We start from the raw sequence: 20,901 nt of genomic DNA on the forward strand, positions 1-20,901 counted from the left end.
GATCCCCTCCTCTCGGAGGATCCGCCACGAGAGGGGCCTGTTTGCTCTTTGGAAGCCGTATCATCCACAATCACAGCACCGGTTGCTGCACCCGGTAGCCGCCATTATTTTGACGAAACCAAGCGAACGGTCAGTATGGCACGTACCGCAGTCATCGCCGGTGTCGGCCCCGGACTCGGCGAGTCGCTGGCCCGCAAGTTCGCCGCCGAAGGGTGTCAGGTCGCGTTGTTCGCCCGCACAGCATCGTTCATCGAGGAGCTAGCGGACGATCTCCCCGCACCGGGCGAGGGCCTCGCCGTCCCGACCGATCTGAGCGAGGTCGAATCGATTCGAGAGGGTTTCGAGACGGTCAGAGAGGCGTTCGGACCCGTCGACGTGCTCGTCAATCACGCGAGCGCGGCCTCCTGGGAGGGGCTGATGGATCTGAGCGTCGAGGAGTTCGAGAACGCGTGGGCGGTCGGCGGCCGCGGGGCGTTCGTCTGCTCGAAGGAGGCCGTCGGCGATATGCTGGAGACGGGCGGCGGGACGGTGATCTTCACGGGCGCGACCTCTGCGGTGCGGAGCCTCGGTGGCACGATCGGGTTCACCGCCGCGAAGTTCGCGGCTCGCGGGATGGCGATGGACGTCGCCCAGGAGTTCGGACCGGAGGGGGTCCACGTCGCCCACGTCGTCATCGACGGCCAGATCGACAATCCCGGGACCCGCGAGCGGCTCCCCGACCGGGAACCCGACACCTTCCTCGACCCCGACGAGATGGCCGAGACCTACTGGCACCTCGTCGAACAGGACGACGTCGGCACCCAACCCTTCGAGGTGCACATCACGAACGGACCACAGAACACGGAGTTCCTGTGAGCTCGGACACGGAGGTCGTCGTCCACGACGGAGCGACTGAGCTCCCGGTGTGGGTACATCGATCCCGACTCGCCGTCAACGGCTGTCTTCCGTTCGCTCCGCTTTCGGGAGCGAGAGACGAATCGGACCGCAATCGACTTCGAATCGGCTCGGAAGGAAGTCCGCCCTCCCCGGGAACAACTTCTCGATTGGCGTTGCTGATTCTCGTACGCTGACCGCTGTAAGCCGGTTTTTGGATCATCGGATTTCTCATAGGACTTCGATATGTTCGCGGCGCTGTTCCATCCGGTCGCGAAGCTTCTCCTCGCGGGGACGCTCGTCGTAGTGCTGTTCGATCACTTCTTGCGTCGCGTTCACCCGACGCTCGATCACCTCCGCCGGCAGCCCCTCTCGCTTCATCCGGATGATCGCCGCCGACCGGACGTCGTGGGGAGACCGCGACGACGGACACAGCGACCGCCGACCGGTTTCGGTAGCCTCGCACGTCTCGATCTCCCGATCGTGCGGACACCCACCGATCCAACACGGCGTCGTCAGCCGGTAGATTAGTTCCCGAATCGCTGACTCGGAGAACCGCCCCTGACGCGTCGAGATCAGCGGCCGTCGGCCCTGATCGTCGGTGACGTCGTGGCGGTTCACCCGGCGGTAGTCCTCGATCAGCTCGACGATCTCGTCGGTCAGGGCGACCCACCGCTCGCCCGACGTCCCGTTCTTCAGCGGCGTCGCCGGCGGTCGGTGATTGAACTCGACGAAGTTCTCGTCGGGGTGGAAGTCACCGACGTCGATCGCCCGGAGCCCGCCGAGACGACACCCGATATGGAAGAACAGCGCGAGCGTCACGTGATCGCGACTCGCGTACTCGAACTTCGCCAGATAGTCGAGCACGTCGTCGACGCGATCGGGCTGAAGATCGTGGGTCCGAACCAGTTCGTCCTCGTTCAGCGACGGGATGCGGACCTTCGAGGCGATCCCCTCCGGTGCGGCCTCGATCGATTCGCAGAACTCCAAGAACGCCTTGTAGGTAAAGGAGTTCCCGCGGAGTGTCGACGGTGCGACCTCGCAGTCCTCGATACGGTACCGCCGGTACCGAGCGAGATCACGGCCGGTCAGTTCGGTCAGGTCGTCGATTCCCTCCTCGTGGAGCCACTTCTTCAGCTGCTTCAGCCGATACTCGTGGGCCCGACGCGACCGCTGGCGAAGATCCACCCGATCCGAGAGGTACATTTGAATCGCTTCGTCGGGCGAGATCGGATTCAGGTCGTCGCTCACGCCCGATCACCGTCCCTATCGCCGCAGTACCCACAGTTCGCCTTCGGACAGAACACGCGCGACCCGACCGCGTCGCAGAAGTGGGAATTCGCTCGGTCGCGACGACGCGTCGGCTTCTCGTGACCCATCGGCGCGCCGCGGCCGTCGGTTCGAAGGCTGTACGTTCCGCTCGTCGTTGAAGGATTCCGATCCATAGGTTCGCTCGAAGTCAAAAATCCGATCTCGTGACCGCACGGCTTCAGCGTACGCCGACCCGGAGCGTCCGCGGAGATCCCCGCGACCTCGCACCCGCATATCGCGCACGCGCCGTTGTTCGTCGTTGATGCCGCTTTCGTGCCGGGAGTTTCAAGCCCCCGGAGAGAGTTGGTTTGCATAGGTTCTGCGCCACTTCGCAGGACCTCACGCGGGCCCGCTGCGCCCACAGCGGGGTCCGCTTCGATTTCGCAATGGACCCGATCGCCGAGCGACGGGTCCGCGATAGGCTCCTGCTGATTCCCCATCGTAACTAATTGGTAATAAGTATTGATGCCGAACGCTATCATAGAAGTAGTTAATGCTATCAAGCATCCAAACATCCATAATACTATGATAGAGCCTGCTAAGACCCGGATGTTATGCGTCGGCCGGTGGTGTCGTGGATGACAAAATCCGACGACGCCATTCTCGAACTTCTGGCAGAAGCGGGGATCGCTATTCCTCCGACAGCGATTGCGTTCAATATAGAAAATGTCTCGCGGCCGACCGTTGATCGTCGTCTCCCGAATCTGGAAGCTGTCGGTCTCGTAAAGCGCTTCGACGAGCCGCAAGGGTACACCGAAATCACCGAAAAAGGAAAATTGTACCTCGCGGGCGATCTCGACGAAGACGACCTCCCGGAACCGTAGCGACAGAACGCTTATTCGACCAGTGCTCAAAGAGAAGGTATGGCGAGCGCGACACGCGACGCACCCGATGAGGAGGGCGTCGAGTTCATCCACGAGGAAGACGGCAAGATCACCGCCAAGGATCTCGAAACCGGTGTCGCGTCCTTCGGCGACACGAAGGCCGAAGCCCTCCGGATGCTCGCGGAGGCGATCGAGCTTCACGAGGGCGGCGGCGAGCCCGTGACCGAGGAAGACCTCGAAGAATGGGGTCTCGACCCCGATCCGGTGCCGGACGAGCCGAAGGAACTCCCTGATTTTATGAAGTGAATGGTCCGGACGAACTTCTCCGGACACGATATCGCGTCGGTGCTCCACGACTTCGGCTACAAGCGTGTCGGCCGTGTCGGGAGCCACCTGAAGATGCGCTACGAGTCGCCGGACACTGACGAAGTTCGAATCGTCTCGATCCCGATGAAGTCCGAGGATGAAATCCCGACCGGAACCCTCCAGTCGATCGCTGATCAGTGCGGTGCGGAGGACTTCCACGCGTGGTGCGAGTGGATCGACGAGCATCGCTGACGCGTTCATACTTCCTCCGAACCGCCTCGGACGGCTCGAATCTCGATTCTCGATAAGACCGGCTCGATCCACTCGGGGAGCCGGCCGATCTCCCAGCGCGAGTACGCGATCTCGTCGTTGACGACGAACTCCCAGGTGTCGCTTCCGGCGTCGACGACGACTCGGCTATCTGGGTTGTCGAAAACTAACAGCGTGATCGCGCCGATGTCCGTCTCTTCGACGTCGTCGGGCTCGATCGTCGTGACGTGGTCTGCGTTCCGTGGATTTGGTGGTATTCGTTGCATCCACGAGATCCGACAATGGGTATGTAAAAAGTGAAACCGGGCGTGATATCGGAAACGGAACGGAAACGTCGATTTCGGCGTTTTTAGGTTATCCAGACGTCAGCGAACGGCAAAATATCGGAAATATCGGAAGTGTTGCCGTGATGCGATTAGCGGAATATCGGAAATGGCCTATGTGCTGGTCCCTTACGTATATAATGCCAGTTTACAACCTATTTGTGATGTCAGTTGAAAATAAAATACGGGATGCAACCTGTAGGGTGGATTCAAGAGGGTCACAATTGGGTTCTGCGTTTTGGGTGGATAGCAATTTGCTACTTACTGCTGCCCACGTTGTAGAGGCGAGTCCAGATGAGACTGTATCTATTCGGACTGTCGATGGCGAGTCATTTCAGGCAGATATTGTAAAAAAAGACGTGAATACCGATCAGAATTCGGGATCTGATCTCGCCCTACTGGAAGCAGATGTTCCTCCCGAGGATTATGAGGTTCTTCCAATGAATACAGAAATTCCTTCGATCGGCACCGAGGTATTGTGGTCTGGATACGCACGTCTCGTGGGAGAACCCAAAATAGACAGACAGCGTTTTGGCTGGGGGCGAGTCGCTTCCACTGAATACGGAGAAGGGGAAGGAAGTTTCTTCGAGGTAGACGGGCTGTTCAATCCCAGCCACAGCGGTGGACCTGTTATAGATAATGCTAGTGGAAATGTGGTTGGGGTTGTCTCTGCCAGTGCTGGTGGATTTGGCGATGTTGAGCAGAAGTGGACGGAACAAATTACCCAACTTCAGGAACTGTTCAAATTACAGTCCTCTTCGGACGGAATGCTCTTTCGAACATATGAATATGAAGACCCAGGAAGAGGCATTCAAGCAAAAACTGTTTTCCAGAGTATGGGTTTGAATGTTGACTCAGATGTAGATGATGATGGAAATATTCACCTTCAGATTAACACAGAAGAGATTCCCTTAGCAGCCGGGAAAATTCAGGCCGAACTTGCAAAGTTACTTCTCGATACCTCGCAAGCTACATTTCAAATGGGCGTTGGAATTGCCTCGGGTGGAAGCTTTCTAAAAGAATTCATTAGATGAATAGTTGAGACAGTATCAGGGTTCTTGAAACTCGTACCGTTTCCCCCGACCAGCCCCCGCCGACGTGATTAGTTCGTCCTGCTCCAGCGACTGCAAATACTTCCGCCGCGTACTCTTCACCCGTGGATTCTGAACCCGATCCTCATACGAGCGTGTAACGTCGACGCGTCGATCTCTCCGAACCGTAGCGACAGAACGCTTATTCGATCGGTCCCCAAAGAGAAGGTATGGCGAGCGCCACACGAGACGCGCCCGACGAGGAGGGCGTGATCTTCATCCGGGAGGAAGACGGCTCGATCACCGCGAAGGACTTGGAAACGGGTCTCGCTCGCGGTGGCGACACGCGAGCCCAGGCGCTCCGATTGCTCTCGGAGGTTCTCGAACTCCACGAGGGCGGCGGCGAGCCGATCACTGAGGAGGACCTCGAAGAGTTCGGAATCGAGGACCTCGAAACCCCCGACGAGCCGAAGGAACTCCCCGACTTCTTGCAGTAATCGATGGTGCGAACGACGTTCTCGGGCCGCAATATCATCGGCGTACTCACTGATTTCGGCTGGACGCCGGTCTCTCGCGAGGGAAGCCATATTCGGCTTCGATACGAGAACAGCGATACCGACGAGGTGCGTCTCGTCGACGTCCCGATGCACGACGAGATCGCGATCGGGACGTTGCACTCGATCGCCGATCAGTGCGGAGCCGACGACTTCCACGCGTGGTGCCGCTGGATCGACGAGCATCGGTAGCGCGCGTCTGTCCCGATCGTCGAAGACGGACAGGGTGATTGCTCCGACGTCGGCCTCGTCGATATCGTCGGGCTCAATCCTCGTGACGTGGTCCGCGTTCCGTGGATTTGGTGGTATTCGTTGCATCCACGAGATCCGACAATGGGTATGTAAAAAGTGAAACCGGGCGTGATATCGGAAACGGAACGGAAACATCGATTACAGCGTTCTTAGGTGCTTCAGACGTCAGCTAACGTCGAAATACCCGGAGTGCCGCTGTGATGCGATTAGCGGAATATCGGAAGCAAAAAATTAGCGACGGTCTTTTGACATCGGATAGCCAATTAGGGCATCTATGCCGTGCCCGAGTTGTGGTAATCTTCTCTGCGTTTCAGACGACCGTGAGTATCTATTTTGCCCATCTTGTGATGGACTAAGAGTTGAGTCGGATGCTGTAATTCAAGCAACAATGAATTGGCATCTGAAAGATCGGTTCCCCGAGGAACGCATTCTGACAGCAGCCGAGGATTACAGCAAGAGAGCTTTAGTTTTGTACTTGTTATCTCGTCTAAATCATATCACAAACGTCCATCGTTCAGACGATAAATTCGGGTTCCCCGTCGACGAATTTGGTTACCTTTTCTACATTCTAAAGCAGTTATACGAAAAACCGCAATCTGATTTTGGTAACGAAATCACCTCGGGTGATTTTCGGGAATTAGACGAGAATATCGAAATTCTCCGAGACGCATATACAAAAATAATCAAGATATATACGGAGGTGAAAAATGGTTTCCAAATTTGCGTTCGGAAACGTCATTATAACGGTCGGATAGATGATTTTCCGACTAACTACAGGCGGTACCAGTCTGAACTAGGACTCTGTTTCGACCGATGTATGAAAAGCATCGTGTGTGGTGATCCAGATACATACGAGGATTTTACTTTTGTGGTGGATACACTTCGCTCAACCGATAAGACAGATCCAGAGAACGTAGAAAATTCCTGGGACTTCGCCGATGCCTGGTATCATTATATTCTTCAACTCCGACTACTGGCATCTTCGGATCAAATGGTCGGCAATGTCTATTATACTCGATTACCTGAGGAAGTAACCATTTTCCATATTGAGGAGTTTCTCGACAGACTCGACAGTCGAATCACGGACAAACAACACCAAGAACTACAGGAGAATAGCTATCTGAATATGAAAGAAATTCAAGAAGTAGAACAATGTGGGAGAGCCGCCTTTGGAGATCTGTGGGATGATGTTTGGGATTCTCTAGTCCTGAGTGAGCATAATCTGGGTGCTCATCCGTTCCTAGTAGCTGTAGATGTCGAAGAAGAATATGAGCCTAACCGGAATCTACCTCCAAGGAAACGTGAAACCACGAAAGTTGTATATCCTCGATTCTTTGCACAGACTCTCAAATTTCAGCTGTTTCCACTTCTTAAGAACGGTGACGAACCTAGAAGTCACACAATTCTCTCTCAATTAACGGCTGAAAGGGGAGAGTCATATGAAAGAAATATGTATGAATATCTCGATAAGAGCGGATTGGAATGCTACCAAGGCGCAGAAGTGACAAAATCTAATCCCAATGAGATCGATTTGATCGTGGAATTACCTGAGAAGATCTTATTCATTGAAATGAAATATCTGATGCCCCCTGCTAAGATCAATGAACGAGAGGGAATAATGGAACTCAACGAGAAGTTTGATCGAACTATCTTTAATGAGGTTTCTGAGGATTCAGACCGCGAACCTGAGGGTAAACCTTTCCCTGAAAAAGTTGGTACTTGGATGGATCTCGCACCGGGAGATCGGTTTGTTTCGCGAGATGGATCGGAAAACAATAATCGAAATAAGCACAAAATTAGCGAAGATTGGAACAACTTAGAGTCTGAGATGATCGTACTGTCTAACGTTGTTCCCTCTTATCCAGTGAAAGAAGGAGTTCGGTTCCTCACTGATTTGGAGTTCTACCAGTGGATGGAACACGGAGACAAGAGTGCGTTTTACTAGAAATCGGATCTCGATAGTCCCTTTTCAGCACAAGAAAAGACTGCTCTCAAGGTGAATTAAACCGATACTTTGTACCGCGACCCGTGCCTGAAGATGAGACCAATTCATAGTGCTCTAACGACTGCAAATACTTCCGCCGAGTACTCTTCACTCGCGGATCCCCGGCACGCTTCTCGTACCTTTCGTGCAACTCCGAAGCCCCGATCTCGCCGGCGTCTTTGATGATCTCGTAGAGGTGGCGCTGATGCGTCCCGAGCGTATCGACGTGGCGCTCGTGGATCTCCTCACGTGCCTCTTCCCGGATCGGTCGAACGTTCCCCACGGTCAGCTTCTCGTCGTCTCTCTCGACGACGTCACGGACCGCGCGCCGAAGCAACGTGATCGCGTGGCGGGCGTCGCCGGCGGCGATATCGGCGATCGTCTCGACGGCGTCTTCGTCGACGACGCCGGAAGCGAGCCCGGCGTTGATCCGACTCCAGAGAATATCCACGAGTTGGTCGTGGTGATAGCGCTCCAGAGAGACCTTCGCCGCGCCGCGAACCCGCGAAGCGACGGTTGAATCAAGGCCGGCGAAGAAGTCGTCTTCGTCGATGCAGATCAGCACGAGGGTCACGTTCGGGATCTGCCAGAGCGCTTGAATGGTCTTCTCGTCGTCGAGCACGTTGACCTCGTCGACGATCGCGACGAAGTGATCGTCCATATCGCGAAGGCGATCGAACATCAGCGACCTCGGCGTTCCCTTCTCCCGGAGATCGTTGGCACGGCCGGCGTCGCGAACGAGCGAGTAGACGATCGACGTCATCGACGTGTTAGAGATCGCGTTGACGTATCCCCATCGAATCCCGAGCACTTCTTGCTCCAGCTGGCGAACGATGTACTTCGCGATCGTCGTCTTCCCTGTCCCGGACGGTCCGGTGATCATCACCGTCGCCGGACCGAGATCGTGAGCGACCGGTTTGAGGTGTGCTGATAGATTCTGGAGTTGACCTTCTCTGTGTTTGAGTTCTTGTGGGACCCAATCTTCCTTGAGAACGCGGGCGTTTTGGATCACGGGTCGGGGTACTCGGCTCGGTTACTTGTAGGCGAGCCGTCCGGAGTGGAAGTGGTTTTAAAATCACACTGAAGGAAGGGTTATGCGTGTTGTATGGAGACAGGAAATATGACAGAAGGCTACTCGGCTGGAGCGCTTTTAGGTGCTCTCACGCAGGCTGCTGACGGCGCTTCTGATTATCTTGGATTCTGGAGGCTACTGAGCGATTCGTTACTCGATTTCACGTGTGTGTCGATCACTCAGCCGAGCGAACGAGCGTGCGTATCACTCAGAGGGGCCTGATTCAGGATCCTGACTCGCAGCGTTCAGCGACGAAAAGAAACTCCCGATAAGTCCAAACAGTCCAACCGCGAGAGACGTGAGAACGATCGTATTCGAGGCCCCGTATCCGCTGGCTTCAATTTGAACTGCCCACAACATCAACACGATACTGAATAGGAGGATATCTCTTGACAGGGACATACCTCACCTGCTAACAGCAGACTGTTTAGCTTTTCCCGATTGGTTGCCTCAACACCCGTACTAACCGATTTGTGAACCTGCTTTTCTAACAGATTTCTGGTACTTTCAGGACGTGCTTTTGATACACTGGGTGCACAAGTAACTGGGATAATTCCGGTATAGGGAGAAAAACGCCGTGCGTCCGGCGGTCTTCGCCGGCCCTTGGAAGTAGTGGCAGTTACTGAAGGCATCATTTCAGCTATCTTGTACACTAAGGTGTGAGAAACGGATCCCCCTCTATGGGATCGATCTTGGCAGCAGCCCTCACTGACTATGAGGTAATGACGACTGAAGGCACGCAGCTCGGGACGGTGGAGAACATCACGATGAATCCCAAGACGGGAGACCTGCACGCTCTCCGATTGGGGTCACACGACGGTGGCTCAGGTGGTTACCACGAGATCGACGACGGCCAACTCATCGTCCCGGCCGATCGGATCGAAGCGAAAGAGGACTACCTGCTCGTCCGGCCCCCAAAGTAGAAAACCACCGTTACGGCTCTCTTGAAATGCTCATAGATGACAAGAACGGCGTGCTAGATACCGAGAGAGTATTCCTCACAGAAGGTGGTTCATTTCTGTGTCTTCTCTCCTGAATCGGACGTCGGCCTCGCGATCCCACGTGATGATCGCCCGATAGTCACCGGCGCGGAGCATGTAGTAGGGCCATCCGCTCAGCGGATCGAGGTGGTGTTCGGTCCAATCTCGCCCCTCGGCGGCTTCTTCAGAATCCGCTCGCGGGCTTCGTCTTCGAGTTGTGCCACTGCTCGTCTGCTTGCGGCGTAATCTCGACCTCCGCATTCGTGACTACTCGTCAAGGTCGACGTCGTACTTCTCCGCGACGTCGTCGAGGGATCGGGTCTCGCCACACTCGCGCTGCTCGCGGCTCGTCGCCAGGGCGTCGATCGTCTCCTCCGACAGCGTCACCGAGGGGTTCAGCCAATCGCGAAGGGCGTCACGGATCGCCTCCGAACGCGAGGCGTACCCACGGCGCTCGTACTCCTCGTCGATCTCCTCCAGTACCGAGGCCGGAACGCGGGCGTCGATCTTCACCATTCGCCCGGTCTCAGGCGCGTCGGTGCTCATATGTTGTGAGACGCTTATCTCACAGATATCGTTTTTCCACGGTCTCAGGGAGCTACCGATTTGTTACTCATACCAGAAGCGGCGGCGAGCATTTTATCAATTGATCATCCATTCGCAACACCAATTGACGATGGGAAGTTATGGCGATCACTACGTTGTTGGAGAGGAGTACCGAAACTCCCGAGATCTCGAAACGAACGAGTTCCTCCGGTGGTTAAACGGACCGCTCGACGGCGGGGTCAACTTCGGCCGGGGGATCGCGCAGCTCAAGCAACCGGGAACTGACGAGTGTGAGTTCCTCGTATTCTACTCTTCTGATGGCGGTTCTAAATCGCCAGACCCGTGGGAGGATATCATCAACCTAGAAGACGGCATCGTCCACTACTGGGGAGATTCAAAAGCCGGCGACGGGCCTGATCCGTCTCAACGAGACGGCAACCAGATTGTGAAGCAGCAGTACTGCGAGACCTACGCGAAGAACAACCGCGAGGAAGCTCCCCCGGTTCTCCTGTTCGTCAAAGAGGAATCGGGCTGGGTAACGTTCAACGGGCTCTGTATCATCTCCGGGTTAGAGATCGGCCGACACAACCACGATGGGGAGACCGTCGTCAACTACCGAATATCCTTAGATATTCTCGATATCGACGCCGTCGACTTGGAATGGATTCACCGAAAAGCCCGAACTGGCGTCGACGTCGGAGGCCCGGAGGCGTGGGATCACTGGGTAGAAACGGGAACTGTCAATCGGTACTCGATCTACAACGATCAGATCCGCTCTCGATCGGCTCAACAGCCTACGGGACGGTTCAAGGAGTTGCACTCGAATATCCGCGCTCACTTCGAGGGCAATACCAGAGAGCAGGGAAAGAAGCTTGAGCACCTGATCAAACGGATTTTGGAGAACCTGGATCACATAGACGATGTCCAGCTGACGCCGGATAGCGGCGATCGAGGCGTTGACCTAACGGGGAAGATCGACTTACTGGCGGATACTCCGGTCCCGGGCCCCGATACGAAGATCCAATTCAAAGCCCAGGTCAAAAACAAGGCGAGCAGCGTGGGAGGAAGAGAACTCAGCCGTCTCGCGTCGAGGATTGACGACGGCGAAATTGGACTGTTCTTTACGATGTCTCATTATACTACGAATGCTCAAGAAGAGAACCTCTCAACGTATCCAGTCCGACTCTTTGCCGGGAAGGATCTCATCTCGCTACTGGTTCAAACCGATCTTGTCGACGACACTGATCTGAACCCACGGGTCGTCGACGAGATCAACGACGCTGTTTGAGGTGAGTTTGTTTTCAGATTTTACGCGGGTCGATAGTAGAGATCTCCTCGATCGAGGGATAGAGCGTATCAGTCGATACGAGTGTTTCGTCGAGTACGTCGGCAGTTCCGAGATGAACCGCGTCAAAGAGATTGAGACGATCGTACCGCCGCTGGAGTGCACCACCTGCCTCGATGTGCTCCTCGCGAAGCGGAACGAGGGCGATCCCTTCAGCAGCGAGTGATTCATTCACTGTAGTGAGACGCGTACGGTCCCATTCGCCTTCCATCGCGTACTGGACTTCGATACAGGTAGAGACCGAGGTCTTCGGATCGTCGATAGATTCGAGATCGACCTCGGAACTCAGCCAGTCGTCGGCCTTCAGAACGGCGAGAACGACGTCGGTATCAAGATACACGTTTGCGATCGAGCCGTTCCTTGATGTCGTCTTTCGCCGATTCGGAGGTTCGTTCGTGGAGCCGTTTCTGCATATCCTCGCGGATCACGAGCCGAGCCCCGTACCGGAGGGCCTCGGAGCGCGAGCCGAACTGTCCCTCTTCGACGAGTTCGTCCAGTTCGCGTACGAGTTCCGGCGGGAGTGAAACCGGAACGGGTTGTCTATCAGTGCTCATCAGTATACAGTGAGTATACGATGCGTATAATATTTCCGCCGGTTGGATCAGACCGTCTCGAAGTGATCATACCGCTGTTCTGTCGTCGCGAGCCGAGAGTGTCGAAGTCGATTCCGGACATCGTACAGCGTGTATCCGTCGTAGGCGTGGAGCATCCGATAAGCGACGCTGTGCCGTAGCGTGTGGGCGGTGACGTCGTCGGTCTCGCCGCGGCCGACGTGAGTGAACGGCCGGACGTCAGCACGTCGGGCGGCGCGCTTCACCGCGTCGTTGATCCCCTTCCCGGTGATTCGGTCAGACTTCCGGCTCGGGAACAGCGCGGCGCTGTCCCGATCTCGTTGATCCAGGAAGACGCGAAGCGTCCGCTCGGTCTTCAGCTCCCCTTCGGGATCGAGCCGGAGCGTCGCCGGGTCCGGAGAGCCGGCGTTCGGGTAGTCCTTCTGGACGTGGGACGGGAGTCGAAGCACTCCGTCGTCGAGATCGAGGTTGTCGCGATCGACGGCGGCGAGTTCGGCACGGCGAAGCCCGGTATCGTAGAGCACGGTGATCAGCGCGTCATCGCGCGCGCCTTGGCGACCCTCGTGGGCGGCGTCGCGCATCGCTTCGACTTGGTCGGGCTTCAGGAATCGAATGTTCGATTTCGTGTCTCGGTGGGGTTCGGGCATAGGGAGTATAAAAGCGGAGGCAGGTCGGTGGGGCTTGAATGTTCGGGTCTGTGTACTAGAATCGAACATTAGGTATGACAAACACTCAGTGCTTAAAAGTACAGCAATACCTACCGTTTTTATAATAATTATGCGCTAAAATTCCAATAATAAATAAGAATAAAAAAGAACCCAACAACATTATACAGTGAACAAATAACGAAATATGCGAAGCTCGGGAAATGCGGGAATACTAGGCTATTTGTAGCAAGTTCTACTTCCTCTGAATTCTCTATACGTGGTTTTACGAATTCTCGACTCCAAATATTCCAACCGCCAGCTAGTAAGCTACCAATACTTATCAAGAATAAAGAAATTGTAGTCAAAAATGGAAAAGGATATACAAATGAAATGGTCGCTGTGATTGATAAAAAATATTAGGACACCATCTAAGAAGAACTTGGACCACGAAGCACCTCCAATAATTTGTGATACGGAAATCACCAACACAGTAATGGCGAGAATTTCCTGATATTCCCCTATCAATAGTGATTGGAGGTTCTGAGACGGAAGGGGCGGTAGAAACGAAGTGAAATATACATACAAAATTATACTGCTAAGAATACCAGCTAAGACAGAGCCAACATATCCTGCTTGTCGAGGGAGCTCAACATCTGGATTCGCGAACATCGGCAGACCAAATCTTATTTTCTCATAAAAATCTCTTGTATAATATGTATGCATTCCAGAGCTAAGCAGGATTCCGATCCCAACATATAATGAGATTAGAATAAATCTCATAGCTTGAACTCTGACTGAATCGTGTCAGTCGTAATGATTTAGAGATTTTGATAATGGGTTTCAATCGGCACGTAGATCACGGGCTAAGGAGTCTATCTGAAGGATCCGCTGTGCCGCCAGCCGCTCGATCTCCTCGCACTCGATGAGATCGGGGTAGTGACCGTCGTCGACGAGCCGGACCACGTACGTCCGCTCCCCGAGCCGATCGACGGTGAGGTTCTGTTCGTCTGGGACTTCCCCATCGTCGTCGAAGACGTCGTCGCGTTCGAGGAAGTTCTTCGGGATCGTGACGAGTCCGGAGCCGTTGTCGTCTCGGAGTTTCTGCATAGTCGCCGCGTGCCGTCTACCCGTCTTAAAACTATGGCTCGGCTAGCTCTCGGCGGGTATTTTCCTCTCTTTGGCCCCCGTTCAACGGTGCTTTCACACGACGGCGACGGCTCGCGAGAGCATCAGTCGACGTAGTCGACTGATCGAAACACTATGTCGAGTGAAGCACGGGCTGAAAGCCCGAACTCGCCGGAAACGGCGGGACCGACTGACGAACTGATCTCGAAGAAAACGACGCGGCGGCGGTTCATCCAGGGCGCGGGCGTCGCGGCGGCGACCGCGGCGTCGGCGGGCCCGGCGACGGCACAGTCGACGCGCGACAAGGCGTGGACCGAGGGTCGCTCGGGGCTCGACTTCTCGTCGGACTTCGTCCCGAACGCGTACAACGAGGAAGACGGACTGACGCGGGCGAAGCACCGGATGAAGTGGGGCGCGACGCTCGAAGCGCTGGAGTTCTACGAAGACGACAGCGGGAACAAGGCCCGGCTTCCGGGCTACGTCCCGACGAAGTCGAGCACGCCCGAGCACGACACGGACAACGTCGTCACCGTGCGGGCGGACAAGTTCGACTTCCCGGACGGCTACAACTTCCCGCGCGGGGAGACCTACGACGGGGACGGCGACGGCGAGAGCGACGAAGACGTCTACGCGCTCGACGCGACGCACTGGAGCACGACGGACGCGTCGACCGGAACGGTCAGCGTCACCGACGCGGATCTCGACGTCTCGAAGGCGCTCAACGTGGCGTCGAGTTCGCTCGCGGACGGCGAGACGGTGTCGGCGACGTTCACGGACGTCTCCGTCTCCGACGACGTCGAAAAGTCGTACTTCCAGGGCGTCATCAACGTCAACAGCGTCGGGTCGAACGCGCTCGTCAAGATCGCTCTTCGCGACGACGACGGCGACGAGAAGATCCTGACCGTCGACCCGTCCGGAGACGCGTCGACGGCGAAGGTGATCACCACCGGAGCCGGAAACGGGATCGTCTTCCAGCAGCGGATCGGCGATCTCGCGACGGACGGCTCGGGCGACGGCACCTTCGACTCGATCGAGGAAGTCGAGATCCGGATCTCCGCGTCGGGCGGGGCGTCGGACGCCGACGTGACGCTGACCGCGTTCAACGCGGAGAAGCCCGCGAAGTGGGTCTTCGGGTCGTACCTGAAGAACGAGGGCACCGACAGCGAAGAGCGCGTGAAGCGGGAGCGGCCGGGTCCGGGCACGTTCACGATGACGTCGCTCGATACGATGAGCGACGAACTCAAAGACGACTCGGCGGTGATCTACGACGTCGAACAGCCGATGCGGTACACGATGCAGGAGTCAGATCACCCCTTCGAGTTCCGGTTCCTCGAAGCGAGCGACTACCCGGGGTACGACTACCGGCTTCAGATCCGCGGGAAGCAGTCGGTACCGACGGGCTACGACCTGACGCACACGGCGCTGTCGTGGTTCGATCAGGTGACGGCCCCCGCGAGCCGGTACGTCGAAGTGTGGACCGCGACGGGGACCGAAGATGTCGACTTCGCCGACATCGACGACACGTCAAAGACGGCCCACGCGGGGAACTACGACTCCCGGGGCGCGGAGGTGACGCTGAAGTCGTCGGCGTCGGCCGGGAACGTGAACACGTTCTTCGCCGACATCCTTCTGACGTCGTCGAACAAGTCCGACGCGGAGTCCTCGGGCGGGGGCGGCGGGGGCGCTCCACCGTCCGCGAAGGGCGGTAACGGGATCCTCAGTGTGATCGCCGCGATCTTCGGCGGACTCGGGATCACGGGGCTACTCGCGCGGCTTTCGGGGTGATCCGATGCGGATCACCCGAGAAGCGTTCGCGTACCTCGCCGTGCTGTGGGCGTGGCTTCGCGGACTGACTGACGCCCTACCCCGGCCCCGGATGCGGGTGGGGGAGTTCGCCACGGACTCGCGTGCTCAGAGCACCGAGAAGATCGTCGCGACGGGCGCGGGGATCGCGGGGAGCGGCGGGCTCGTCGTGCTGATCAAGGACTACCTGATCGGCGGGACCCTCTACGCGACTGCTCTGGAAGCGGCGGGTTTCGTCCGAACGGTCGGCTCGATCGGGACGATCATCGGGACGTTCTTCGACAACCTCGCGGAGCTGATCGGGGCGGCGATCCCGGCGGAGATCGTGCTGGCGGGCGTTCGCGTCTCGTCGAACTCTCTCGGTCCGTACGGCGTCGCGGCGTTCGTGGTCTCGATCGCGGCGACGATCGCGGGTGTGTGGCTCTTCGTCGCCTGGATCCGGAACGTCGACTGGAGCCCCATCGGGCTGTTCCTCGGGGGGCGAGAGTGAGCGATGTCCCGCGAGCTATTCGGCGTGACGGTCGCTGAAGGGACGACGATCCGATGGGGAGCCATTGGAACGATCGTCTTCGGAACGCCGATCTACATCGTAGCTCGCGGATGGGCAAGAGGCGTCTCGCTCGTCATCGGAGGCATCGACAGCTTCGTCGCCGGCTTGATCGCTTGGTATCAGACGCTCCTATCCGTCGGCTTGATCCAGGCGACGCGCGGGTGGCGTCGAGCGGCGACCGAGTTCGCTGGATCGATAGACGTCTTCGGGATCTCCGCCTACGCGGTCGCACTCGCGGTGGCGGCGCTCTCGCTCGGGATCCTACTCGTGGGGGTAACCAATGTCTTCGAGTAGTTCCGACGGCGGCGGCAGCGTCCCGGGATGGGTGTTCAATCCGCGTGCGAAGATCCTAGGAGTCGTCATCAGCTTCGTGATCTCCGGGATCTCGGCGTTCGTCACGGCGACGTCGGCCGGACTCCTGGAAGCTCAGTCGATCGTCTTCGGAGCCGTCCGATCGGCGGGGAGCGCCGTCGATAGTTCGTTCGCGTCTGTCGGTGATTCCCTCCTGGCCGTCGAATCGGATCTGTTCGGAATCCTCGTGTCGGTCGGAGCCGGGGCGGGGGTCGCGGCCCCGATTGCACAAGCCGTCGCGACGCTGATCGCGGTGGCGTTGGTCGCCGCGTTGGTGTTCGCGACGTACTGGGTGGCGAAGGTGATCATCGGTCTGATCGTCCCACCATGAAACGAACACTTCCCATCGCCGGCGGCACGAGCGTCGGCGCACTGATCTACGCGTTCGCGGAGTTCGGCGTGCACAATCTCGACGTGCTGATGGCCGCACTCGGCCCGTTCGCGTTCCGTATCGCTCCCGCCGTTCCGTATCTCGACGCCACGGCGGTGCAACGTATCTACATCGCGCTGGCGATCCTCTCCGCGCTGATCGCGGCGTGGACGCTTCTCCAGCGTGCGAAACAGAGGTTCCTATGAACGAAGCAAACGCGTCGGCGGGGATCGGGAACGACCCGGAGACCGCCGGTACCGACTCGGCTGAAGACGTATCGACTTCACGATTACCGACGGGAGGGCTCGACGACACCGCGCTCGAAGAGACCGGTGCGGATCTCGCCTTCGGGCTGATCGTCGGCGGCGTGGGCGTGACTGCGTGGTCGCTCCCGTCGTCGACGCTGGCGGTCGCGGCGTTCGCGCTGTCGGGCGTGCTGATTATGTTCGCGAACGACCGCCGGATTCGGCTCGTCGGACCGTTCATCCTCGGAGCGTCGCTGTTCGCGGTGGTCTCGGGGCTGGCGGCGACGTTCGTGACGGCGGCCGTCTACGCGCTCGTGGCGGCGTTGTATCACCACCGACTGATCGACGTCGAGGAGGTGATCTAAATGCCGCTCGGGTCGACGCTGACGATCGTTCTGATCGCGGTCTTCGTCGTGATCGTCGGCGCGATCGCGGTGATCGCCTTCCAAGAGCGAAGCCCGCGACGGACGAAGCGTCGAGCGAAGGGTGGAGCGAAGAAGTTCGCCTTCGGCGCATCGCTGGGAATCGCGGGACTCGTCGGAGCGCTCGAAGGGTTCGGGATGGGGATCGCGGGCGGGATCGGCCAAATCGGTTCGGTGTTCATCGCGAACCCGAACTTCGTCGTCGATCTCGGACTGATCGGGCTCGGGGCGTTCGTCGTCTCGGGGAACCTCGCGATCTCGCTCCCGATCTTCCTGACGGTGTCGCTGTTGATCGTCTCGTTCGGTCTGGCACTGAAGACGAGCTAACTATGACGGACAACCGATCGACGACGAGCGGTCTGAGCGCGGCAGCGAGGGTCGTATTCGCACTCGTGCTCGTCGCCGGGGCGATCGCTCCGGCCTTCGCCGGCGCTGCTACGGCGGCCCCGGATGCGGGTGGGGACGAACGGCGCTTCCAGGCGTCGGATAGCGACGGTCCCGATTGGCCGATCCCGTTCGGAAACGACAACGAGTCGTCGTCGGACTCGGCGTCGGAACCGGAAGGTCCACCGAAGACTGAGTTCAACGCCTCGAAACTGCGTCAACAGGGGAAGATCGTCTCTTCCCGGCCGTCAGTGCGACAGTTCGGTCCGGGGGCGATATGGCTCCGACACGTCCCGACGTGTCTCACGTGCGTCGACGACGCGGCGAACCACTCGCGGTACGTTCGTCCGTACACGGTCGTCGAGCGCGATCACGTGTGGATCGGCGGGATGCTCGGATGGGACGTGCCTGACGAAGATATCACGGTCCACGTCGTGACGTGGCGGCCGAAGACGGTCAACTACCGCACGACGGAAGGGAACCGGACGGTCGTCAGGTCGGAGACGATCCCGGCGAACGTGACGCATAACCGCGTCGACGTCACCCTCTCCGGAGACGGGTTCTTCAGAAAGGAGGTGTCGCTTCCGTCGCTGTACGGCGAACAGCGCTGGGTGACAATGTGGATCGATGGAGCGCGATGGCAGACGCAGTGGGCGTTCCGTATGCAGGTGAACCCGGCGACCGCGTCGGTGCCGTCGTCGTCGATCGGTGATCGGATCAAGTGGGCCGTGGTCAACGTCGGCGGGATCACCCTGATCACGGCGATCGCGTTGCTGTTCGTCGTGAAGAAGGCGCTCGAAAAGATGGGCGCGGTAGTGATCCATCCGGTGGAAATCGCCTTCGCGACGTTCGTCCCGACCGTGCCGGTCGTCCTTCTCTTCTGGAGCGGGATCGTCGGCTCGTTGGCACAGCGGCCCCAACTGATCGGGGCGCTCTTCGGCGTCTTCGTCGCGACGTCGGCGGCGTGGCTGATCAGGGAGAAGCCCGAAGAGTGGCTGTTCCTGAAGCCGTCGGCCGTCGACGCGGAGATCGACGAAGACGGTCGCGGGACGTGGCGGTGGGGGAACCGCGCCCACAAGGTGATCGAGCGGGATCGCGACGGCCGACTCGCGGTCCCGCGACCTGGATGGATCCCGGCGCTCGCTCGCGTGTGGCCGTTCTACGACGCGACTCCGCTCCTGGAATTCGACGCTCACCGGCTCGACGCGCACAAACTCGACAGCGTGCCGACCGACGTCGAGATCCGCGACGACGCGACGGCGCTGGATCAGCTGAAGACGCGGCTCGTCGGGCAGAAGTCCCAAGACGAGTACGACGAGATCGTCGTCGTCGACCCGACGGCGGAGCACGTGATCGATCACTCGGGCGAGACTCTGGAGATCGGTCTTCCCGAACTCTGGAGTTGGCCCGAGACCGAAGACGACGGCGTCTGGATTATGGGAGTTCCGCTCCCGTCGATCCGGTTCGGACTGATCGCCTTCGGGATCGCCTTCATCGGAGTCGTGACCGCGTTCACGACGTGGTTTACGACGTCCGCGATATGGGGCGCGTTCGCGTTCTTCGCGTCGATCCTGATCCTCGTGGTCCATCCGGCGACAGACACGACGGCGAAGGTGTCGCTCGCGCCGGCTCACTTCGACGCGACGATCGCGAATATGATCTCGACGCTCGAAGGGTACAGCGAGAAGGCGACGGCGGATCACTGGCGCGATAGAGCGCTCGAAGCCGACGCGAAGCGACGCGTCGAGCGGGCGAACGAAGCCGAGTCCCAGGAGATGACGAAACTCCGGGAACTCGCCGACCGGATCGCGCCGCCGGCCGAAGACGCCGGGACGAACGGGACCGCCGACGAGCGCGAGTCCTACGAGATCGACACCGACGGCGGCCGGAAGGGTGGTCGGGATGAGTAGCGACGTTCGTGGGGCGACCGACTTCGACATAGGGTCCGACGCCGCGGAACTCGCGGGCATACTTGATGATCCGGCGGTTCGGGAGTTACTCGACGACCGGCCCGAGACGCTGGAGCTTCGGCCGGCGATGCGGACCCTGACGACCGATCAGCGTGATCTTCTCGCCGAACTGATTGCGGGCTTCGACGATCGGCGGTCGTTCGTCGAGTGGGGACTTCGCGCCCTCGTGCATACGCTCGGGGAGTTCTCCGCCGAGTGGATCGCGACGGCGCTGTCGAGCCGAGCCGATCTCTCGATCCTGATCGACGAGTATCCAGCGCCCGACACCCGGCCGGCGCTCAACGGCGATCGAGCTATCCGCATCCGGGTGGCGCTCGCGACGGCCGACTTCGTGCCGGCGTGCCGTGACGCACAGCGTCGACTTCGGTTCAAATCCCGCGAGTGGACTCCAGGGGAGTACGACGGCGGTCTTCCCGACGGGAAGGATCAGCGGCACCCAGGGATGATGCCGGCGCTGACGGAGATCAGCGAGCGGCTGACGTGGGCGCTCGGGGAGTTCCTGGAGGGCTTCGAGAGCCGAACGACGCTCCTGATCTGGTACAGCGAGACGATCGAGGGATCGTTCGTCGAACTCGACGGCGGCTTCGTCGAACAGGCGATTCTGGATCGGCCGGCGCTCGCCGACGACATCCTGATCGAGCCGGCCGGCCCGGAAGCGTCGGAACTCCGGCTCGTGCTCGCGGCCGACGAAGTGCTTCCCGCGGCGGCGCGGGCGGTCGACGAGCGGATCGAGCACGCGAACGAGTTCGTGGAAGAAGAACAGACTGCGAGCAACCGACCTTCACTGTGAT

At 58.5% G+C, this 20,901-nt stretch carries 27 protein-coding genes; 19 read left to right on the forward strand and 8 right to left on the reverse strand.

Translation table 11 applies throughout. The features are described 5' to 3' along the window. Positions 1-135: 135 nt before the first annotated feature. Positions 136-855 (forward strand): SDR family NAD(P)-dependent oxidoreductase, encoded by a 720-nt coding sequence (locus DV707_RS07465; RefSeq protein WP_103989888.1) that lies wholly within the window; start codon positions 136-138, stop codon positions 853-855. Positions 856-1,104: 249 nt separating this feature from the next. On the opposite strand, the gene DV707_RS07470 is transcribed toward DV707_RS07465, so the two are convergent. Further along, positions 1,105-2,124, reverse strand: a complete 1,020-nt coding sequence (locus DV707_RS07470) for a tyrosine-type recombinase/integrase (RefSeq protein ID WP_103989887.1) — start codon at positions 2,122-2,124, stop codon at positions 1,105-1,107. A 638-nt stretch (positions 2,125-2,762) separates the two neighbouring features. Between DV707_RS07470 and DV707_RS07475 the strand changes: the two genes are divergently transcribed. The 3 genes from DV707_RS07475 to DV707_RS07485 are packed head-to-tail and all read left to right on the forward strand — an operon-like array spanning position 2,763 to position 3,566. Next, complete coding sequence (locus DV707_RS07475) at positions 2,763-3,008, forward strand: helix-turn-helix domain-containing protein (protein WP_103989885.1); 246 nt, start codon at positions 2,763-2,765, stop codon at positions 3,006-3,008. Positions 3,009-3,047: 39 nt separating this feature from the next. Then, positions 3,048-3,314 carry a type II toxin-antitoxin system HicB family antitoxin gene (locus DV707_RS07480; RefSeq protein WP_103989884.1) on the forward strand — a complete coding sequence of 89 codons (267 nt, stop codon included), beginning with the start codon at positions 3,048-3,050 and terminating at the stop codon, positions 3,312-3,314. Continuing rightward, on the forward strand, positions 3,315-3,566 hold the full coding sequence (locus DV707_RS07485) for a type II toxin-antitoxin system HicA family toxin (RefSeq protein ID WP_103989883.1): 252 nt from the start codon (positions 3,315-3,317) through the stop codon (positions 3,564-3,566). Between the two features lie 5 nt (positions 3,567-3,571). Here the strand turns inward: DV707_RS07485 and DV707_RS07490 are convergent, their stop codons facing one another. Then, positions 3,572-3,850 (reverse strand): hypothetical protein, encoded by a 279-nt coding sequence (locus DV707_RS07490; RefSeq protein WP_103989882.1) that lies wholly within the window; start codon positions 3,848-3,850, stop codon positions 3,572-3,574. A 221-nt stretch (positions 3,851-4,071) separates the two neighbouring features. Here DV707_RS07490 and DV707_RS07495 point away from each other — a divergent pair, with 221 nt between their 5' ends. The 4 genes from DV707_RS07495 to DV707_RS07510 all read left to right on the forward strand — a co-directional run bounded on the left by DV707_RS07495 (position 4,072) and on the right by DV707_RS07510 (position 7,689). Continuing rightward, the gene (locus DV707_RS07495; RefSeq protein WP_160113897.1) at positions 4,072-4,941 is read left to right on the forward strand and encodes a S1 family peptidase; all 870 of its coding nucleotides are present in this window, start codon (positions 4,072-4,074) and stop codon (positions 4,939-4,941) included. Between the two features lie 227 nt (positions 4,942-5,168). Beyond that, positions 5,169-5,435, forward strand: a complete 267-nt coding sequence (locus DV707_RS07500) for a type II toxin-antitoxin system HicB family antitoxin (RefSeq protein ID WP_103989880.1) — start codon at positions 5,169-5,171, stop codon at positions 5,433-5,435. 3 nt (positions 5,436-5,438) lie between these two features. After that, positions 5,439-5,684, forward strand: a complete 246-nt coding sequence (locus DV707_RS07505; RefSeq protein ID WP_103989879.1) for a type II toxin-antitoxin system HicA family toxin — start codon at positions 5,439-5,441, stop codon at positions 5,682-5,684. 877 nt (positions 5,685-6,561) lie between these two features. Next, the gene (locus tag DV707_RS07510) at positions 6,562-7,689 is read left to right on the forward strand and encodes a hypothetical protein (RefSeq protein WP_136361817.1); all 1,128 of its coding nucleotides are present in this window, start codon (positions 6,562-6,564) and stop codon (positions 7,687-7,689) included. A gap of 46 nt (positions 7,690-7,735) precedes the next feature. Here the strand turns inward: DV707_RS07510 and DV707_RS07515 are convergent, their stop codons facing one another. Further along, a complete protein-coding gene (locus tag DV707_RS07515) occupies positions 7,736-8,740 on the reverse strand; it encodes a Cdc6/Cdc18 family protein (protein ID WP_103989878.1) in 1,005 nt (334 codons plus the stop codon). A 782-nt stretch (positions 8,741-9,522) separates the two neighbouring features. On the opposite strand from DV707_RS07515, the gene DV707_RS07525 reads away from it, so the two are divergent. After that, positions 9,523-9,723, forward strand: coding sequence for a PRC-barrel domain-containing protein (locus tag DV707_RS07525; protein ID WP_235010694.1), 201 nt, complete (start codon positions 9,523-9,525; stop codon positions 9,721-9,723). A 324-nt stretch (positions 9,724-10,047) separates the two neighbouring features. Here DV707_RS07525 and DV707_RS07535 read toward each other — a convergent pair whose 3' ends face one another. Further along, positions 10,048-10,326 carry a ribbon-helix-helix domain-containing protein gene (locus DV707_RS07535; RefSeq protein ID WP_136361818.1) on the reverse strand — a complete coding sequence of 93 codons (279 nt, stop codon included), beginning with the start codon at positions 10,324-10,326 and terminating at the stop codon, positions 10,048-10,050. A 130-nt stretch (positions 10,327-10,456) separates the two neighbouring features. Here DV707_RS07535 and DV707_RS07540 point away from each other — a divergent pair, with 130 nt between their 5' ends. Continuing rightward, positions 10,457-11,614 carry a restriction endonuclease gene (locus DV707_RS07540; protein WP_136361819.1) on the forward strand — a complete coding sequence of 386 codons (1,158 nt, stop codon included), beginning with the start codon at positions 10,457-10,459 and terminating at the stop codon, positions 11,612-11,614. Between the two features lie 13 nt (positions 11,615-11,627). Here the strand turns inward: DV707_RS07540 and DV707_RS07545 are convergent, their stop codons facing one another. The 4 genes from DV707_RS07545 to DV707_RS07560 form a co-directional block, all read right to left on the reverse strand. Beyond that, a complete protein-coding gene (locus DV707_RS07545; protein WP_103989872.1) occupies positions 11,628-12,011 on the reverse strand; it encodes a type II toxin-antitoxin system VapC family toxin in 384 nt (127 codons plus the stop codon). Then, positions 12,001-12,225, reverse strand: coding sequence for a ribbon-helix-helix domain-containing protein (locus DV707_RS07550; RefSeq protein ID WP_103989871.1), 225 nt, complete (start codon positions 12,223-12,225; stop codon positions 12,001-12,003). Before DV707_RS07550 ends, DV707_RS07545 begins: the two co-directional genes overlap by 11 nt. Before the next feature lie 47 nt (positions 12,226-12,272). Continuing rightward, entirely contained in the window at positions 12,273-12,890 is a 618-nt protein-coding gene (locus DV707_RS07555; RefSeq protein WP_103989870.1) for a tyrosine-type recombinase/integrase, read from the reverse strand. An 840-nt stretch (positions 12,891-13,730) separates the two neighbouring features. After that, positions 13,731-13,997, reverse strand: a complete 267-nt coding sequence (locus tag DV707_RS07560) for a hypothetical protein (RefSeq protein ID WP_103989869.1) — start codon at positions 13,995-13,997, stop codon at positions 13,731-13,733. Between the two features lie 153 nt (positions 13,998-14,150). On the opposite strand from DV707_RS07560, the gene DV707_RS07565 reads away from it, so the two are divergent. Genes DV707_RS07565 through DV707_RS07605 form a run of 9 tightly spaced genes read left to right on the forward strand, consistent with a single transcriptional unit; the run spans position 14,151 to position 20,900 of the window. After that, positions 14,151-15,800, forward strand: coding sequence for a twin-arginine translocation signal domain-containing protein (locus DV707_RS07565; protein ID WP_103989868.1), 1,650 nt, complete (start codon positions 14,151-14,153; stop codon positions 15,798-15,800). Between the two features lie 4 nt (positions 15,801-15,804). After that, on the forward strand, positions 15,805-16,308 hold the full coding sequence (locus tag DV707_RS07570) for a hypothetical protein (protein WP_103989867.1): 504 nt from the start codon (positions 15,805-15,807) through the stop codon (positions 16,306-16,308). 3 nt (positions 16,309-16,311) lie between these two features. Beyond that, positions 16,312-16,662: a hypothetical protein gene (locus DV707_RS07575; RefSeq protein ID WP_103989866.1), complete on the forward strand. Its 351-nt coding sequence runs from the start codon at positions 16,312-16,314 to the stop codon at positions 16,660-16,662. Further along, positions 16,649-17,050 carry a hypothetical protein gene (locus tag DV707_RS07580; RefSeq protein WP_136361820.1) on the forward strand — a complete coding sequence of 134 codons (402 nt, stop codon included), beginning with the start codon at positions 16,649-16,651 and terminating at the stop codon, positions 17,048-17,050. Before DV707_RS07575 ends, DV707_RS07580 begins: the two co-directional genes overlap by 14 nt. Next, a complete protein-coding gene (locus tag DV707_RS07585) occupies positions 17,047-17,295 on the forward strand; it encodes a hypothetical protein (protein WP_103989864.1) in 249 nt (82 codons plus the stop codon). Before DV707_RS07580 ends, DV707_RS07585 begins: the two co-directional genes overlap by 4 nt. Further along, positions 17,292-17,699 carry a hypothetical protein gene (locus tag DV707_RS07590; RefSeq protein WP_103989863.1) on the forward strand — a complete coding sequence of 136 codons (408 nt, stop codon included), beginning with the start codon at positions 17,292-17,294 and terminating at the stop codon, positions 17,697-17,699. The genes DV707_RS07585 and DV707_RS07590 overlap by 4 nt, the downstream gene beginning before the upstream one ends. Then, positions 17,700-18,083: a hypothetical protein gene (locus DV707_RS07595; protein ID WP_103989862.1), complete on the forward strand. Its 384-nt coding sequence runs from the start codon at positions 17,700-17,702 to the stop codon at positions 18,081-18,083. Between the two features lie 2 nt (positions 18,084-18,085). After that, positions 18,086-20,050: a hypothetical protein gene (locus DV707_RS07600; RefSeq protein WP_103989861.1), complete on the forward strand. Its 1,965-nt coding sequence runs from the start codon at positions 18,086-18,088 to the stop codon at positions 20,048-20,050. Then, positions 20,043-20,900, forward strand: a complete 858-nt coding sequence (locus DV707_RS07605; RefSeq protein WP_136361821.1) for a hypothetical protein — start codon at positions 20,043-20,045, stop codon at positions 20,898-20,900. The genes DV707_RS07600 and DV707_RS07605 overlap by 8 nt, the downstream gene beginning before the upstream one ends. Position 20,901 lies beyond the last annotated feature (1 nt).

The sequence above is a fragment of the Halobellus limi genome, from assembly GCF_004799685.1.
GTDB classification, from domain to species: Archaea; Halobacteriota; Halobacteria; order Halobacteriales; family Haloferacaceae; genus Haloquadratum; species Haloquadratum limi.